Here is a 17443-nt window from a genome sequence, read left to right as displayed (position 1 = left end):
CATTTCATGGAGGAAGCAGTATGGACAGCGGATTGCTGCGCGCGATATTCAGAGAAATAACGATCAAGCAGCCCTTCGAGCGTATACCCGAGCCTGCGTTGGTCATGGAACAGCAGCAGAGTGTGGCGTCCTACGCCGACAGCGCCGCCCAGGGCCAGGCCTTGTCCGGCACCCACCTTTATCACTGTGCGCAGATGTGCGCGCTGATCAAGCCCGGCGACGTGGTGCTGGACATCGGCTGCGGCCCGGCGGCCCTGTTGCTGCAAGTGGCACGGCTCAACCCACGGGCCGAATTCATCGGCATGGACCTGTCGCAGAATATGCTGGAGGTGGCCCGTGAAGCGTGCCACCAGCAAGGCATCGACAACGTCCAGCTGATTGCAGATGACATGACCCGGCTCGCCACGATCGCTGACCGCAGCGTGGATGTGGTGATCTCGTCGATGGCCCTGCATCACCTGGAAAACCTCGGCCAGTTGGAAGGCACTTTTCGCAATATCTCCCGGGTGCTGCGCAATGACCGGGCGATCTACCTGAATGACTTCGGGCGCCTGAAAACCATCGAGTCCGTCGACTACTTTGTCGAGCGCGCCAGCGACGGCGCAGACGCCGAAACCCTGCTGGACTACCGCAATTCGCTGCTGGCCGCGTTCTCCCTGGAGGAATTCCAGACCCTGGCCGCCAGCTACCTGGGCCCTTGCGCCAAGGTCTACAGCACCGCGTTCAGCCCGTTGATGATGGTGATCCGCACGCCCAAGCGCCGTTGCGTCAGGGTGCTCAAACCCGAGTTCCGCCGCCGCTACAGTGCGCTGCCCGCCAGTCGCCAGGCGGATGTGAACCAGCTGCGCCTGTTCCTGCGCCTCGGAGGCTTGGCCAGTGCCTTTTGAATCCGCCCACCTGACGCTCGCCCAGCAGCAGTGGCGCGAGGTGCTCGGTGACGCGGGGGTGCGCGTCGACGCGGCAAGCATCGAGCGCTTCCAGCAAGACACCATGTGCTCCGCCGCGTATGCCAGGGTGGTGATTGCGCCACGCTGCACCGAGCAAGTTTCGGCGTGCATGGCGATCGCCCGGCGCTATGGAGTTGCCGTGCACCCGATCAGCACCGGGCACAACTGGGGCTACGGCACCGCTTCGACCACCGACGCCCGCTGCGTGCTGATGGACTTGAGCGCAATGAACCGGATTCTGGCGTTCGATGAGGCGCTGTCGGTGGTGACCCTGGAGCCTGGGGTGACCCAGGGCGACCTCGCTCGCTACCTGCAGGAGCACAACCTGCCCTGGATGACGCCAGTCACCGGCGCCGGCCCGACCTGCAGCGTGCTCGGCAATGCCCTTGAGCGTGGCTTCGGCATCACCCCCCATACCGACCATTTCCAGGCGGTACTGGGCCTTGAAGCGGTGCTGGCAGACGGAACCTTGTACCGCTCGCCCATGGCCCTGGGAGGCAGCGCGCCCTGTTTCAAATGGGGTGTGGGGCCGTACCTCGACGGCCTGTTCAGCCAGAGCGGGCTGGGCGTGGTGACGCAAATGTCGATTGCCCTGGTGCGCAAGCCCGAGGTTATCCAGCCGTTTTACTTCTGGGTGGATGAAGAACAAGGGCTGGAAGCAGCCCTGGCAGGTATCAAGCGCATGCTTGACCTGGCCCCCGGGCAGATCGGCGGCATCAACCTGATGAACCGTACGCGGCTGCTGACCATGGCCAGTGAAGACACCCAGGTGGTGGGCATGAGCGAAGAACAGCAACGGGCCGCCGCCGATGCCCTGGGCCTGCCCGCATGGATGGGCGTGGGTTCGATCTATTGCCAGAAGGCGCAGCACGCCTCGCTCAAACGCATGATCAGCATTGAGCTTGAGCCCTTCGCCAGCAAATCGCTGTTCAAGACCCGGGGCCAATTGACTGCGGCACGGCGCCTGCTGGGGTATCTGCCCGGTGGCTGGTCCCGGCGCTGGCAACTGACCCTGGGCAAAATGCTGCAAGGCATCGACCTGATGGAAGGCCAGCCCAGCGAAGTGGCCTTGCCGCTGGCCTACACCGCCGGCGCCAAGCCGCTGCCGGATGCGCCGCTGAACCCGGCACGGGATAACTGCGGGCTGATCTGGTACGCGCCGATCCTGCCGCTCAAGACCCAGGAAGTCGCCGACTTTGTGCGCACCCTGCAGCGTCGGTGCCGCCAACAGCAAATGCCTTGCCCGGTGACGCTGACCAGCCTGTCGAGCCGTGCCATTGACTGCACCGTGCCGCTGCTGTTCGACCGCACGCACGCCCAAGCCTCGGCCCGTGCCCACGAGTGCTATCGCCAGCTGTTTGCCGAAGGCAAGGCGCTGGGTGTGTTGCCGTATCGCGTGCCCGCCAGCTTCATGCACCTGTTGACTGACTCCCAGGGGCCCGCCTGGCAACTTGGGGCGCGGATCAAGGCGGCACTGGATCCCGACAACCTGCTTTCCCCGGGGCGCTATTGCGCCGCCAGCCCAACCCCTGAACAGCCCACGACCGCGTCGGTGGTATCGATATGAGTGAAGAACGCAAAGACCTGATTGACCAGGGCCGCCTGGCCACGCGCAACCTGGGCGAATGCCTGGCCGTTGACCAGGTGGCGCTGGCGCGCGCCATTGCCCCGCAGTTGGAGCCTACCCTGGCCCAAACACTGCTCGGCGCAGCCCAGGCCAGCCAGGCGCTGGGTATTTCCAAGAAAGTCGCCGGCCTGGGCCTGGCGCTGGGGCAGTGGCTGGAAAGCACCGCCCTGCCCTTGCGCGAGCAGACCTGGCGCCTGCTGCTGGAGCATCCTTCGGACACCGTGCGCAGTTGGGCCGCCTTCGCCAACGCTTATTGCGAACGCCACAGCGAGCTGGAACAGGCCTTGCTGAGCCAGTTCCAGTTCGCCACCGACCCGCACTTTGGGGTGCGCGAATGGGCCTGGATTGCCTTGCGACCGCTGCTGGCCCAGGACCTGGCGGCGGCGCTGGTGCTACTACGCGGCCATGCCCGCAGCGACGACCCGCTGATCCGCCGTTTCTGCGTGGAAATCCTGCGCCCGCGCGGGGTTTGGTGCGAACACATCGCCCAACTCAAGAGCGAGCCGCAAATCGCCGAGCCACTGCTGATTGCCATGCTCGATGAAACCGACAAATACGCCCAGGACTCGGTGGCCAACTGGATCAACGACGCCAGCAAGACCCGCCCGGACTGGGTGCGGGACTTGTTCGAGCGCTACCCACCCAGCGGCAAGGCCGCCAGCAGGATTTTTACCCGGGCTACCCGCAGCCTCTCTCAATAGCCGTGAACAGGAGTCACCCATGTCGCTCAAGGAAAAGCTACAAACCGTCAAGGACCAGATGGCCCAGCTGCCTGCCGAGGTCCTGCACAAGTTCCAGGCGTCGCTGCAAACGCTGCTCGACAGCCATCTGGACGACAAGGCCCTGAAGGCCAACGACAAGGCGCCCCTGGCGGTGCTCAAGGATGCTGATGAGCAGGATGTGGACCTCAATCAACTGCTGAAAAAAGGCCCGCTGGTGCTGGTGTTCTACCGAGGCCTGTGGTGCCCCTTCTGCGGGCAGGCGTTGACGGCCTACCAGCAAATGGTCGCGGACCTGGCGGCCTCGGGCGCCACCCTGGTGGCGGTGTCGGCGCAGACCCCGCAGTTCTCGCGCAAGACCCGTGAAGCCCTCGGCCTCGACTACCTGTTGCTCAGCGATGCCGACAACCAGTTGGCGCGCCAGTACGGCATCGTGTTCAAGCTCGAAGACGAGCTGGATGAGGTCTACCGCTCCCTGGGCGCCGACCTCAAGCTGTTCAACGGCTCCGACGCCCTGACCCTGCCGATGGCCAGCGCCTTTGTGATCGGCCAGGACGGGCTGATCCGCGCCGCCTTCGTCAACGTGGACTACTCGCAACGGGTAGAGCCACAGGTATTGATCACGGCCGCCAGCCGCGCATAACCGGCAACGCTCGCCGAAGGCACCCACGCCTTCGGCGACCCCACTTGTTCAGGGACTGACGACATGAAACGAATCGCAATCATGGGGGCCGGCGTCGCCGGTCACCTGGCCGCGCTGTACTTCAAGAAAAGGCTACCGGGTGTCGAAGTCATCCTGATCGGGCGCCCGGACCGCAAGCGCCCGATCGTCGGCGAGTCCACGGTCGAGTTGACCACCCACTTCTTCAAGGGCCTGGGGCTGGGGCGCCTGCTGGAAGAAAAGCACTACCACAAGTACGGCCTGACCTATTACCTGAAGCTGCGCAACAACCCCGAGTGCCGCAACTACGTGGTCCACGAGGCACCCGGCGTGATCCGCATGCCGGCCTACAACCTCAACCGCTTCAGTTTCGACAAGGACCTGCGCCAGATCGTCGGCGAGCATCAAGTAGACATGATCGAGGCCGACGTCACCGCCGTCGACCTCAACGCCGGCGAGCACGCCACCCATCTGCTGACCCTGCGCAGCGCCGCCGACGAGCAACAGCAACTGACCGCCGACTGGGTGGTGGACGCCACCGGCCGCAATCGCTTCATGGCAAAAAAGCTCAAGCTGCACAAAGAGGCGACCTACCAGCGCAGTACCTTCTGGCTCAGGCTCAAGGACTTCGACCGCAGCATCTTGTCCAGCATCACCGCGCACAAGGACAAGCATCACTGTTACGACCCGTACTACGTGACTCACCATTTCTACGGCAAGGGCTACTGGATCTGGATGATCCCGATGCGCAGCGATGATGGCAACGAGATGATCAGCATCGGTATCACCTACCGCCCAGACATGATCGAGGAAAAAATCAGCACCCTGGAGGCCTTCAAAAACAAGGTCATGGCCGACCACCCGGTCATCACCGAGCTGATCGAGTCGGGCCAGTTGGTCGATACCCAGGCCATGCACAACTACATGTACGAGGCGCGGCAGTACTACTCGACCGAAGGCTGGTTCCTGCTGGGTGACGCGGCCTTTACCTTCGACCCGGCCAACAGCGCCGGGCTGGCCTATGTGGCGCAGCAGATCCCGCAGGTGGCGGCGATGATCGAGAAGGACATCCATGGCAGCCTCACGCCCGCCTACGTCAACTGCCTGGAATCGCATATCCAGGCGCAACTGGCCCTGCAGGACACCTGGAGCAAGTGGTACGAGGTGATGGACGACCCGTTCATGATGGGCTGGACCCTGCTGTTCGCCAACATGGCGTACTTCCATGTGGTGCTGCCGATGTACATGACCGGGGACTTTCTCGATGGTCACCAGGCCCAGCAGTTTGCCGACCTGCTGCCGCGCTATACCCGCGAGATGCAACCCTCGCCGCTGCCGTTTGCCTGCCTGCTGCAAGAGATCCGCCGCTCCAACCCGGGCTTGAGCCCGACGATGATGCCCAACCTTTACTCGCGCACCATCAACTTCGACCTGTACAAGGCCGAAAACCGCGCACGGCCGATCTACGCATCCAACTATTACCTGCGCTCGGCACTGCTGCGGGTGCGGCTGATGAAAATGGTCAAGTGGTCGCTGTCGGCACGTCACCTCACGTTGCTACTGCGCCATGGCTGTGGCGCCGTGCAGGACCTGGCACGGGCGGCGGTCCTGCGCCTGCGGCCTTCGCTGTTCTACAAATATGGCGAGTCGCCGGAGCTGCTCAAGTCGCCGTTTGGCAAAGAAGGTGGCTTCCTCGACCTGGTACGTCGCGGATGAACGGCATGGCGCAGGTTGGGGCAGACCTGTTGGAACTGAGTGCCGTGCAACTGGCGGGGTTGATCCGCGGCAAACAGATTTCCCCCGTGGAGCTGATCGAGCAATGCATTGCGCGCCTGGAGCAGGTCCAGCCACTGTGCAATGCGATGGCGGTCGACCTGTTCGCGGCGGCCCGCGACGCCGCTCGCCGGGCCGAAAATGATGTGCTTGAGGGGCGGCCACTGGGACGCTTGCATGGCGTGCCCTTCTCCATGAAGGAGGGCCTGGGCCTTGCGGGGCAGCCCAAGACCTGCGGCTCACGCCTGCGCCGCAACACCCGCGCCCACAGCACCGCCACGGTGGCCGCACGGCTGATGGCCGCCGGCGCCATCCCCCTGGCCCTGGGCAATCAGGCCGAAATGGCCCTCTGGCCCGAGACGGACAACCTGGTATATGGCCGCACACTCAACCCCTACGACACCTCGCGCACCGCCGGTGGCAGCAGCGGCGGCGACTCGGTGCTGGTGGCCAGCGGATGCGTGCCCTTTGCCCTGGGCACCGACGGTGGCGGCTCGATCCGGATCCCGGCGGCGTTCAATGGGATCTTTGGCTTGAAGCCATCGCGGGGGCTGGTGCCGCTGAGCGGGCATCTGCCGCTGGACGAACACCGCGTGTCGCTGCCGGTGTCCCAGGCCGTTGCCAGCCACTTTGCGGCCGGCCCGTTGTGCCGCTACGCAGAGGACCTGGGCGCCGTGCTGGAAGTCATCGCGGGCAGCGACGGGATCGACCGCAATATCCACTCGGACTATCAACAACCGGCCCGGGCGACAACGCTCAAGCGCGTGTTCGTGTGCCTGCCGGACCCTCTGAAGTGGGGTACGCCACTCTCGCCCGCCGTGACGGCGGCGGTGATCGAGACCGGCCAGCGCTATGCAGACCAGGGCGTGGATGTGCAAGCCTGGAATGAGGGGTGTTTTGCCAACGCCTTTTTTATCTGGCTGGCCGTGCTCAAGTGCGAGACCCGCATCCACCTGGCCGACTACCTCGGGGATGGGCAGCCACTGAATTATCCACGGGCGTTGTATGCCGCCCTCGCCGGCAAGCCGCAGTTTTCCCGGGGGCCACTGCTCGCCAGCCTGATGGACAGTTGCGGCGATCGGCTAGGCAACCCCGGGCTCTCGCGGTTCCTCAAGCAGCGCGATCATTTGCAGCAGGCCCTGGCCGGGCTGTTCGACGGCCAGAGCATGCTGGTGCTGCCTGCCACGCCGACCGTGGCGCCGGCGCATGGCAGTGCCCTGAAGCGCCCGTTCGATATCGGCTATTGCGCGCTGTTCAATGTGCTCGGTTTCCCGGCCCTTTGCGTGCCCATGGGGCGCCTCGACGAGGGCTGCCCGGTGGCCGTGCAACTGGTCGCCGGGCTGGGACAGGACGCGTTGTTACTGGACGCCGCGCGCTTTCTGGAAATGGAATTCGGCGGTTGGCGCAAGCCCCCGCTCTGACACCTCAAGTACTAGGACATCCCCATGCAAACCAACACCAGCGCTATCACGCTACAAGCCCCTGCGCCTGCGGGCGGGCAATCGGCCGTGGGTTCCCAGGCCGAGCATTTGACCCTGTTGTTCCTGATCCAACTGATCGTGATTTTCAGCGCCAGCCGCCTGATTTCCTGGCTCAGCACCCGCTGCCTGGGGCAAACCCCGGTGGCCGGGGAAATTCTCGCCGGGCTGGTCCTGGGCCCGAGCCTGCTGGGCTATTTTTTCCCGGAGCTGCTCAGCAGTATCTTTGTGCCGCAAACCTCCACCGCCTTTGTCGCCACGGCCCAGGTCGGCCTGATTCTGTTGATGTTCCAGGTGGGCCTGGAATTTGAATTCGGCGCCCACCTCAAGGGGCGTAAACGCTCGATCATGGCGATCAGCCTGGGTGGGCTGCTGGTGCCGTTTGCCAGTGGCTTCCTGGTGGCCGAGTATTTCTGGCAACAGATCGTCGGCGACAAGCCACCGCTGCTGGCCTTCCAGCTGTTTTTTGCCACGGCGCTGTCGATCACCGCCCTGCCGATCCTCGGGCGGATCTTCATGGAACTGGGGCTGTCCCGCTCCCGCGTGGCCACCCTGACGATTGGCGCGGCCGCGATCGATGATGTGTGCGGCTGGCTGATCCTCGGTGGGGTGACGTCGATCATCGCGTCCAACTTCAGCGTGTGGGCCTCCCTGGGCAGGATCCTTGCGCTGGCCGTGTTTATCGTGCTGGTGCTGTGGGTGGTGCGACCCTTGGTGCTGCGCTGGATCATCGGCGACCTGGAGCGCAAACCGCTGTCGGCCCAGGGTATTTCCCTGATGCTGATCGTGCTGTTTGGCAGTGCGGTGATTACCAACCTGATCGGCGTATTTTCGATTATTGGCGGCTTTATCATCGGCGTCGCTTTGCACACCCACCGACCCTTTGTCACACAGTGGAATGCCAAGGTCAGTGGCCTGGTCAATGCGTTTTTCCTGCCGGTGTTCTTTGCCTACACCGGCCTGCGCACCGACATCGGCTCGCTCAACGGCGACACGGCGCTGCTCAATTGCTTTTTGGTGTGCCTGGTGGCGTTCGCCAGTAAATTCTTCGGGGCCTACGGCGCCAGCCGCTGGCTGGGCGAGACACCGCGCAACAGCGCGCTGATCGGCGTGTGCATGAACACCCGGGCGCTGATGGAACTGGTGGTGCTCAACGTGGGCTATGACCTGGGCGTGTTGCCCAAGGAGTACTTCACCATGCTGGTGATCATGGCCATCATCAGTACCTTTATCGCCTCGCCCCTGATCCGCCTGCTGACGAGCGAGGAGCGTCGCGTGCTGGTGGGCCAAGCTGCGGTGAAATAAGAGACCTGACACTCGGCGTCATCGTTGACGATTTTCGCCGGCAAGCCGGCTCCTACAGGGTCAGATGAGCCCCGGCTTTTTGTAGGAGCTGGCTTGCCAGCGAAAAAAGCAAACTTGCTACGTTTCGGCAGGTTGCCCGCATTATCGTTGACGATTTTCGCCGGCAAGCCGGCTCCTACAGAGTCAGATGAGCCCCGGCTTTTTGTAGGAGCTGGCTTGCCAGCGAAAAACGCAAACTGGCTGCGTTTTTGCAGGTTGCCCGCATTATCGTTGACGATTTTCGCCGGCAAGCCGGCTCCTACAGGGTCAGATGAGCCCCGGCTTTTTGTAGGAGCTGGCTTGCCAGCGAAAAACGCAAACTGGCTACGTTTCGGCAGGTTGCCCGCATTATCGTTGACGATTTTCGCCGGCAAGCCGGCTCCTACAAGGTCAGATGAGCCCCGGCATTTTGTAGGAGCTGGCTTGCCAGCGAAAAACGCAAACTGGCTGCGTTTCTGCAGGTTGCCCGCATTATCGTTGACGATTTTCGCCGGCAAGCCGGCTCCTACAGGAGGTGGGGGCTGGGGCTTACTTGCCCTCGGTCAACGCGTTGTAGCTGGTGAACAGGTTGCGATAGTCCGGGATGTGGTTGGAGAACAAGGTCCCCAGGCCTTCGATATCGTTGCGCCAGTCGCGGTGCAGCTCGCACGCCAGGCCGAACCAGGTCATCAGTTGGGCGCCGTTGGCGGTCATGCGGGCCCAGGCCGATTGCTGGGTCAGTTCGTTGAAAGTGCCGGAGGCATCGGTCACCACAAACACGTCATAGCCTTCGGCCAGGGCCGACAGTGCCGGGAACGCCACGCACACCTCGGTCACCACGCCAGCGATGATCAGTTGCTTCTTGCCGGTGGCCTTGATGGCCTTGACGAAGTCTTCGTTGTCCCAGGCGTTGATCTGCCCAGGGCGGGCAATGTACGGCGCGTCCGGGAACAGGGCCTTGAGCTCGGGCACCAGCGGGCCGTTGGGGCCGGTTTCGAAGCTGGTGGTGAGGATGGTCGGCAGCTTGAAGTATTTGGCCAGGTCAGCCAGGGCCAGGACGTTGTTCTTGAACTTGTCGGGCTCGATATCGCGGACCAGCGACAGCAAGCCAGCCTGGTGGTCAACCAGCAGGACAGCTGCGTTGTCTTTGTCCAGGCGAACGTAAGGTTTAGACATCATGATGCTCCTGATAAAAAAGGTGCTTGCCCAAATGGACCGCACCGGGGAAGGTCAGCCGTATTTACTTGCGCTGGGAGTCTAGCTCTTCGTGATTGTTTGCCACTTGCTGGGCCTTGATGTAGCTCTCGATCAGCAGTTGGTAGTGCGGCATGGCCTGGGTGTAGACGTTCGCCCACTCCTGGGCATCCGGACGGTTCCACGAGCCTTGCAGTTCCGACAGGGTGCCCATGATGTCGATCGGCACCACGCCGGCCTGGGCCAGGCGCGCGACGGTCAGGTCGGTGGCCAGTTTCGAGTGGTTGCCCGACGCGTCGACTACGGCGAACACCTTGTAGCCTTCATGCACCGCCGCGATGGACGGAAACGCCAGGCACACGCTAGTCAGGGTGCCGGCAATCACCAGGGTCTTCTTGCCGGTGGCCTTGACCGCCGCGTGGAACTCGGGGTTATCCCAGGCATTGATCTCGCCGCGCCGGGCCACGTACTGGGCATGGGGCGCCGCCTCGTGGATCTCCGGGATCAACGGGCCGTTCGGCCCCTGGGGCACTGAAGCGGTGGTGATGACCGGGATTTTCAGCAGGGTCGCGGCCTTGGCCAAGGCAATGGCATTGGCGCGCAATTGAGGAACATCAATGTCCTTGACGATCTGGAACAGGCCACTCTGGTGGTCGATCAGCAACATGGCGGTGTCGGTGGGGTCAATCGTCGGCTTCTGACCATTAAAGTTTGCAGCGTTACCTGAAGCGCTCATTTGCATTTCCTCTTGCGTGGATGAACCTCCCTGGCATGACTGCCTGCCAAATGCCCGGCAGGCTCTGCACGTCCTGTGCAGATATGAATGGGTTACGACTCGCCAGGTTAGTTCGCTTTCGGACCTCAGGCCTCGAAGCGCCTGGCAACAGCTGACAATTCCAACAATGGAACGCCTGCGCACAGCAATTTTTGTTAGCGCAAGGCGATCATTTTTTGCATTCCTGCAGATTTACCCTGAACGGAGCCAACGCTAATGGCCCACCCGAGCCAGTCCAGCCCACCGAGTGCCAGCCCATATGCCCCCTGCCGCTACCGTGATTCACTGCGCGTGTGTGGCCTGAAACAAACAGCGGCTCCACCTTAGTCATCACTCTAGGTGTTCGGTAGTGGTTGAATTAGACTTCACCATCTCAAAATTGGAACGATGCGCATGTTCGACCTGAATGAACTCTTCCTCTACGCCAAGGTGGTGGAGCATGGTGGCTTCGCGGCGGCCGGTCGGGCACTCAACATGCCCAAGTCGACCTTGAGCCGCCGGGTCAGCCAGTTGGAGGCGCGGCTGGGGGCACGCCTGATACAGCGCTCGACCCGGCAGTTCCAGGTCACCGACATTGGCCTGGCCTATTACCGCCACTGCGTGGCGATGACCGCCGAGGCGGAGTCGGCCGAGGACCTGATCGCCTTCAACAAGGCCGAGCCGCGTGGGGTGATTCGCCTGAGTTGCACCACCGCCCTGCTCAATTACTGGGTGGCGCCGATGCTGGGCCAGTTCATGGCGCAGTGCCCCAGCGTCGAGCTCAACGTGAAGAGTTTCAACCGTAAGGTCGATGTGATCAGCGAGGGCTATGACATTGCGCTGAACCTGTGCTTCCCACCGTTGGAAAGCAGCGACCTGGTGATGAAGCTGCTCGCCAGGAGCACCCAGGTGCTGGTAGCGAGCCCGGGGTTTTTACAGGAGCATCCACGGCCCCTGGTCCCTGCCGATTTGTCAGGACTGCCGACCATCTGCTGGGGCAACCCGACAGCGCAGTACGTCTGGGGCCTGACCGGGCCAGCAGGCGAGACGGCCGAGATCTGCCACGCACCACGGCTGATCAGCGATGACATGCCCACCCTGAAAAGCGCGGTGCTCCAGGGCGTGGGCGTCGCCAACCTGCCGCTGGCGGTGGTCGAGGATGAGATCAGACACGGGCGCCTGATCAGCCTGCTCCCCGATTGGCGCCCCACCGAAGGCGTGATCACCGCCGTCTTCCCTTCAAGGAGGGGACTGTTGCCGTCGGTGCGCACGTTGATCGACTTTCTGGCGCAGGCGTTTGCCGCGCAGCAACAGCAGCACAGCTGAGGCCGCGCCCAAGGTGACGAAGTGTGACCGCGACCATTAACCGTACCCTGCTCGGCCCATATCCTGCGTACCTCCCACGGCGTGAAAAGCACTGCACCCCGGGCAACCTCCCTTGATCGCCCCCGGCGTCTGTGACTGGACGCCAGTGGCGGGAATTACATCAGCTCAATAAACGTTATGTATAACGACCAGTTAACCATGTCGCGCATTTTGTAGGATAAGTCGTCTATCCCCCGCTTTACACCATCGTAGTTACCGAACAAGAATGAACACCCCACGCAGTACCATTAACTAATTCAACCAGAAAAACATTTTTCCGGAGAATACAGAATGGCCAGCGAAAACTATGCAAGCAATGGCGTCGCAACTGCCCCATTAACTTCCGTGAATCAGGCACTCAACTTTGGTCGTGACTATTCGCGTCTAAAGAACTACTACGAGACCTGGTCAGCCGATTATGACAATGATGTCTCTGAAGAAAATTACTGCGGCCCCAGCATGCTCGCAGATCTCTTCGACTCATTGCACCGAGCCCCGCGGGAGCGCCAGTCGCTGCGTATCATGGATGCCTGCTGCGGCACTGGCCTGGTGGGTAAAGAGCTGATGCTACGGGGGTTTGCGCCGGTAGACGGGTGTGACCTGTCGCCGGCCATGATCCACCTGGCGCACAAGACCCAGGCCTACGCCAGACTGTATGGCGGGGTGGATCTTACGGAACACAATCCATTGATTGCAGATAACCAGTATGACGCGACCTTTTGTTGCGGTGCGTTTATCCAGGGCCACTTACCCATCGAGGCGATCCATGAACTTATGCGCATTACCACGCAGGGTGGAGTGATTCTGTTCAGTACTCGCTGTAGTTTTTATCAAGACGAACACTTTGATAAATTCCTGGACAAGTTAACCGCCTCTGCACAACTTTGTGCACTGCCCTCCTTTATGAACGCTGCTTACTTAAACGACGTGCAAGCCCACTACTTGGCGTTCGCCGTCAACAAATAATCAGGAGTCGAACATGGATGTGCTCAAAAGTATCTCCCTTGAGCGCCTTGCATCGACCCAAGCAGATTATGAAGTCAGCCGTTTGCGCGATTGTTGCGTCAATGATGGATTCTTCTACCTGGCCGATCATGGTATCCGGCTCTCGTTGATAGAGGATGCCTTGGCCACGGCGCGCCAGTTCTTTGCGCTGCCACTGTCGATCAAAAAGCAGTTCGGCCAGGACCGCCAAGTAGTCAGCCCCAAGACGTGCCGTGGGTATGTCGATACGTTTGGCGAGACCCTGCATGCGCCCACCGGCCCCGACCGCAAGCAGCATTTCGACATGGGCCGGGAAGCACCGGCCTGCGACTTGCCTTTTACCGGGCCAAACCTGCTGCCCAGCGACGACCAGGCGCCCGGATTTGCCATGGCCATGCTGGCTCTGCAACACGAAGTAATGAGCCGCGTAGTGCCCGCGCTGTTGCGCGGCCTGGCCCGGTCCCTGGGGCTGGATGGCGAATTTTTCCAGGGCTTTTTTTCCGACCCGGTGTTGATCCAGCGCGCCCTGTATTACCCGCCGTCGGGCAGCGGCGCGGGCAAGCACACCGATAACGGCATGTTTACTTTGCTGTTCCAGGACCCGCGAGATGCCTGCGCCCTCAGTGCGTTTTCCCAGGGGCGCTGGATCGACGTGCCGTGCCGCAAACACGAGGTGGTGGTCAATCTCGGCGATATGTTGATGAAGTGGAGCAACGGCCTGTTCACCAGCACACCGCACCAGGTCATCCACCGCGCCAGCACCGCCAGAGTGTCGTTGCCGTTTTTTGTGTACCCGAACATCGATGCGGTGTTCACGCCCCTGGGCGGCGACGCAACGGTCGCCTGCCAACAGGTGATGCTCGACAACTTTAATTCCATCTGGGTGTCCGGCCAGGGCGCCGGCAGGGCGCGCGAGTTCGCTTGAAGCAGCCCCACAGGAGAAGCGATATGGACAGCGCAACGCCAAGCAAAATCGCCTTCATCGGCGTCGGAAATATGGGCCGCCCCCTGGTGGAGCGCCTGCTGCACGCCGGCTACGCCGTGCAGGTGTATGACATCGACGCGGCACACACACGCTCGGTGATCGCCGCCGGTGCCTGCTGGAAGGCCACCCCGGCACTGTGCGCCAGTGGCTGTGAGGTGGTCGTGACCTGCCTGCCTCTGCCCCATCATGTACTGGAAAACATGACCGGGCCGCACGGCGCGCTGGCCGGGATGGCGGCGCATTCGGTGTGGATCGACACCTCCACCACCGACTACCACAACACCCGCTACATCGCCGGGCTGGCCCGGCAAAAATCCATCTACAGCCTGGAAGCCCCGGTCAGCAACCTGTCGCACATGGGGGTGGATTTCGCCAACGTGTGCTTTTACATCGGGGGCGATGAGCGCGGTTATCAATTGAGCCGCAACGTGTTGGAGACCATGGGCCGCAAGGCGTTTTACGTGGGCGAGATCGGCGCCGGGCAGTCCGTCAAGCTGCTGACCAACCTACTGTTCTACGCTGCGACCGCCGTGTGGGCCGAGTTACTGGTATTGGCCAGGGCCCATGAGATCCCGCTGCATTGGCTGTGGGATTTCGTCAAGACCTCCCGTGGCAACTGCTTTGTCAGCAACCAGTTGACCCCCTTTATGCTCGACGCCAGCTATGACCATTCCTGCACCCTGGAGATCACGGTCAAGGACATGAACCTCACCGAGGCGCTGGCCGATGAGCTGGGAGTGGCGATGCCGTTGGGGCGCATCGTCGCTGAGCGTTATCGACAGGCAGGCGCACAGTTCGACAGCCAGGACAATCACGTCAAGATCGCCGCCTTGAGCGAACAGGAAAATCGCATTGCCCTTGCCCTGCCGGGCTTCCAGGCGCCCTCGCCCTACGGAGCCAATCGCGCCTACCGCCATAGCGGCGCCTTTACCGAGGATGCCTTAGGTCGCATCACCCCCACCCTGCCGCACGCGTTCCATTGCGGCATCACCTTTACCGACAATCAGAAGATCAAGCTGGCGGCGCACCTGGTGGAGTTTCTCGCTTGCATCAACCGGGTCATCCTTGGCGAAGCGGCTGAGATCGGCACCGCCATGGGCCTGTCACCGACGCTGATCACCCAGGTGGTCAACTGGAGCTGTGGCCCCAGCTGGGTGGCCGAACACCTGGACAGCTACGAGCCGTGTTTCGACAGCATCGCGGTGGTCGAGCAAAAACGCCACGCGCTGCAACTGAGCGTGATCAACCGGATCTTCCAACAATCGATCCTGGATGCGGCCATCCCACGCCGGATACCGGGCCTGGCCCTCGCCGAGGGGGTATGTGCGCCATGAAAATAACGTCGATCAAGGTCTATCAGTTCGATGTGCCGCTCAAGGAAAAATACAGCCTCAGCGGCGGGCGCCTGCACTATGCCGCGCTGGACTCCACCGTGGTGGTGATCGGCACCGACAGCGGCTTGCAGGGGGTGGGAGAAAGCTGCCCATGGGGCGCCACCTACCTGCCGGCCTATGCCAAAGGCGTACGGGCGGGGATCGCGGAACTGGCGCCGCACCTGCTGGGGGAGAACCCGCTGTACCTGGAGCAGATCAACGAGCGCATGGACGTCATGCTGCCCGGGCACCCCTATGTAAAAGCGGCCATTGACCTGGCCTGCTGGGACATTCTGGGCAAGCACTGCCAGTTGCCGGTGTATGCCTTGCTGGGAGGCAAATTCCAGGCCTCGATTGCCTTGCAGAGCAGCATCCCCACAGGTGATCCCGAGCACATGGCGACGCACCTGCAAGCCGCCCGCCAGCAGGGTTATCGTACCCATTCGTGCAAGGTGGGTACCGGTGTCGTGGAGGATGTCGCGCGGATCAACAGCCTGATCGAGCAACGCCTGCCGGGCGAGGTGATCACCTTCGATGTCAATCGCGCCTGGACGGTGGCCGATGCCGTCGCGGTGATGAACAGCGTGCAGGATCCCACGGTGTGTTTCGAACAGCCCTGTGAGTCCATGGACCAATGCCGCGCCGTGCGCGAGCTGACCCGCAACCCGATCATCCTGGATGAGTCCATCGTGACCCTGGCCGACCTGGTGTACGCCCAGCGCCATAACATCACCCAGGTCATCGGGCTGAAAATCGCCCGGGTCGGCGGCTTGACCAAGGCCCGGCAACTGCGCGACTTCTGCCTCCATCACGGGATCCAGATGAACATCGAGGACGTCGGCGGCACGCTGGTGTCCGACAGCGCCGTCATGCACCTGGCCACCGCGACGCCGGCGCGTTTTCATCGTGCGAGCTGGAACTGTTGCCGCCACCACGATGTGCAACTGGCCACGGGCGGGTTCGATATTCGCCAGGGCCGCGCCTATGTACAGGACAGGCCGGGGCTGGGGCTTGACCTTGACCCCCGGTGTTTCGAATCGGCGCTCGCCCAGTACAGCTGAGCCCCCCCACCCCTTTATCCCCGTTGATCCATGGAGGTTCCATGTCCAGCGCCCCATCGTCCCCGCACCTGGCTCGAGGCTTTGCCGCCGACCCCTTTGCATCCTTCACCTTGCCCAGCGAACACTATGTGGACAGCGGGCTGTTCGAGCAGGAAATGCAGCTGATTTTCTGCAAGACCTGGCAGTACGTATGCCACGTGTCAGCCCTGGCCCAGGTCGGCGACTATTACGTACGCGACCTGGGCCGCCAGAGTGCCCTGGTGGTCAAGGACCAGGATGGCACCTTCAAGGCCTTCCACAATGTGTGCCAGCACCGTGCACATCGGCTCGTGGAGGGCCGCGGGCATGTGCCCGGGCTGCTGACCTGCCCTTACCATGCCTGGGCCTACAACACCCAGGGCCAACTGATCAGTGCGCGCAAGTCCGAACACGTCAAGAACTTCAGCACCGCGCAGGTGCAACTCGCACCCATCCGCCTTGAGGTATTTTGCGGGTTTATCTTTATCAACTTCGACAGCCACTGCGCCTCCATGCAAACCCTGCTGCCCGGCCTGGAGGACTCCATCCGCGCGTTCGCCCCCGCACCGGAACGCTTGGTCCATGCCTACTCCAAGGACTACAGCGTGCAGTCGAACTGGAAGGTTTCGGTGGAGAACTATTCGGAGTGTTATCACTGCCCGATGTGCCACCCGACGCTGTCCATGGCCACCCTGGACCTGAAGAGCTACCACTTGGCGATCCATGAGCATTACCACGCCCATGTCAGCCACGACAGCGGTGAGAACCAGGGATATACGATGAAGCAGACCTCAGCCCAGTCCCGCCAGTTTGGCGCCTGGTACCTATGGCCGAATTTTTGCCTGGAGGTTTACCCAGGAGGCTATATGAATGTGCTGCATCACATCCCGCTCGCGGTGGATCACACCGTGCAGGTGGTCGAATGGTTCTGCGAGGCGGCCACCCCCACGCGCGAAGAACAGGAAGTCATCGACTTTGTGGCGGTGATTCGTGAAGAAGATGTGCCGCTGTGCGCCAGCGTGCAGCGCGGCTTGAGCAGTGATGGCTACCAGCAGGGGCGCTTTATCGTCGACCCAGGCCTGGGCGCCAACAGCGAACACGCCGTGCATGACATCCAGAAAAAAACCCTGGCAGCCCTCGGCCTGCTGCTCGCCGAAGATCCCTAAGCCCCGTGTAGGCCG

General features: G+C 62.2%; 15 protein-coding genes. 13 read left to right on the top strand and 2 right to left on the bottom strand.

The annotated features are described in order from the left end of the window. Positions 1-20: 20 nt before the first annotated feature. The 7 genes from HBO19_RS18650 to HBO19_RS18620 all read left to right on the top strand — a co-directional run bounded on the left by HBO19_RS18650 (position 21) and on the right by HBO19_RS18620 (position 8510). The gene (locus tag HBO19_RS18650; RefSeq protein WP_169955802.1) at positions 21-887 is read left to right on the top strand and encodes a class I SAM-dependent methyltransferase; all 867 of its coding nucleotides are present in this window, start codon (positions 21-23) and stop codon (positions 885-887) included. Beyond that, a complete protein-coding gene (locus HBO19_RS18645) occupies positions 877-2514 on the top strand; it encodes an FAD-binding oxidoreductase (RefSeq protein ID WP_170058048.1) in 1638 nt (545 codons plus the stop codon). The genes HBO19_RS18650 and HBO19_RS18645 overlap by 11 nt, the downstream gene beginning before the upstream one ends. Continuing rightward, the gene (locus tag HBO19_RS18640) at positions 2511-3275 is read left to right on the top strand and encodes a hypothetical protein (RefSeq protein ID WP_169955800.1); all 765 of its coding nucleotides are present in this window, start codon (positions 2511-2513) and stop codon (positions 3273-3275) included. The genes HBO19_RS18645 and HBO19_RS18640 overlap by 4 nt, the downstream gene beginning before the upstream one ends. A gap of 19 nt (positions 3276-3294) precedes the next feature. Next, positions 3295-3936 (top strand): peroxiredoxin-like family protein, encoded by a 642-nt coding sequence (locus HBO19_RS18635; protein ID WP_169955799.1) that lies wholly within the window; start codon positions 3295-3297, stop codon positions 3934-3936. Positions 3937-3999: 63 nt separating this feature from the next. Further along, positions 4000-5670, top strand: coding sequence for a tryptophan 7-halogenase (locus tag HBO19_RS18630; RefSeq protein ID WP_170058047.1), 1671 nt, complete (start codon positions 4000-4002; stop codon positions 5668-5670). Positions 5671-5675: 5 nt separating this feature from the next. Further along, entirely contained in the window at positions 5676-7148 is a 1473-nt protein-coding gene (locus tag HBO19_RS18625) for an amidase (protein WP_262386283.1), read from the top strand. A 24-nt stretch (positions 7149-7172) separates the two neighbouring features. After that, a complete protein-coding gene (locus tag HBO19_RS18620; protein ID WP_170058045.1) occupies positions 7173-8510 on the top strand; it encodes a cation:proton antiporter in 1338 nt (445 codons plus the stop codon). Positions 8511-9077: 567 nt separating this feature from the next. Here HBO19_RS18620 and ycaC read toward each other — a convergent pair. After that, entirely contained in the window at positions 9078-9704 is a 627-nt protein-coding gene (gene ycaC / locus HBO19_RS18615) for an isochorismate family cysteine hydrolase YcaC (protein WP_032861405.1), read from the bottom strand. A 64-nt stretch (positions 9705-9768) separates the two neighbouring features. After that, positions 9769-10458 (bottom strand): isochorismatase family protein, encoded by a 690-nt coding sequence (locus HBO19_RS18610; protein ID WP_170058044.1) that lies wholly within the window; start codon positions 10456-10458, stop codon positions 9769-9771. 432 nt (positions 10459-10890) lie between these two features. Here HBO19_RS18610 and HBO19_RS18605 point away from each other — a divergent pair, with 432 nt between their 5' ends. From HBO19_RS18605 to HBO19_RS18580, 6 genes are all read left to right on the top strand, one after another. Beyond that, positions 10891-11802 (top strand): LysR substrate-binding domain-containing protein, encoded by a 912-nt coding sequence (locus HBO19_RS18605; protein WP_169955267.1) that lies wholly within the window; start codon positions 10891-10893, stop codon positions 11800-11802. Positions 11803-12132: 330 nt separating this feature from the next. Further along, complete coding sequence (locus HBO19_RS18600) at positions 12133-12807, top strand: class I SAM-dependent methyltransferase (RefSeq protein WP_170058043.1); 675 nt, start codon at positions 12133-12135, stop codon at positions 12805-12807. Between the two features lie 13 nt (positions 12808-12820). After that, the gene (locus tag HBO19_RS18595; RefSeq protein ID WP_169955269.1) at positions 12821-13750 is read left to right on the top strand and encodes an isopenicillin N synthase family oxygenase; all 930 of its coding nucleotides are present in this window, start codon (positions 12821-12823) and stop codon (positions 13748-13750) included. A 23-nt stretch (positions 13751-13773) separates the two neighbouring features. Further along, the gene (locus HBO19_RS18590) at positions 13774-15144 is read left to right on the top strand and encodes an NAD(P)-dependent oxidoreductase (RefSeq protein ID WP_170058042.1); all 1371 of its coding nucleotides are present in this window, start codon (positions 13774-13776) and stop codon (positions 15142-15144) included. Further along, positions 15141-16244 carry a mandelate racemase/muconate lactonizing enzyme family protein gene (locus HBO19_RS18585; protein ID WP_170058041.1) on the top strand — a complete coding sequence of 368 codons (1104 nt, stop codon included), beginning with the start codon at positions 15141-15143 and terminating at the stop codon, positions 16242-16244. The genes HBO19_RS18590 and HBO19_RS18585 overlap by 4 nt, the downstream gene beginning before the upstream one ends. A 41-nt stretch (positions 16245-16285) precedes the next feature. Next, positions 16286-17428, top strand: coding sequence for an aromatic ring-hydroxylating dioxygenase subunit alpha (locus HBO19_RS18580; RefSeq protein ID WP_170058040.1), 1143 nt, complete (start codon positions 16286-16288; stop codon positions 17426-17428). The last annotated feature ends 15 nt before the right edge of the window (positions 17429-17443 follow it).

It is taken from the genome of Pseudomonas sp. WS 5021, assembly GCF_012985535.1.
Classification (GTDB): domain Bacteria; phylum Pseudomonadota; class Gammaproteobacteria; order Pseudomonadales; family Pseudomonadaceae; genus Aquipseudomonas.
This window is presented reverse-complemented; position numbering and strand designations above follow the sequence as displayed.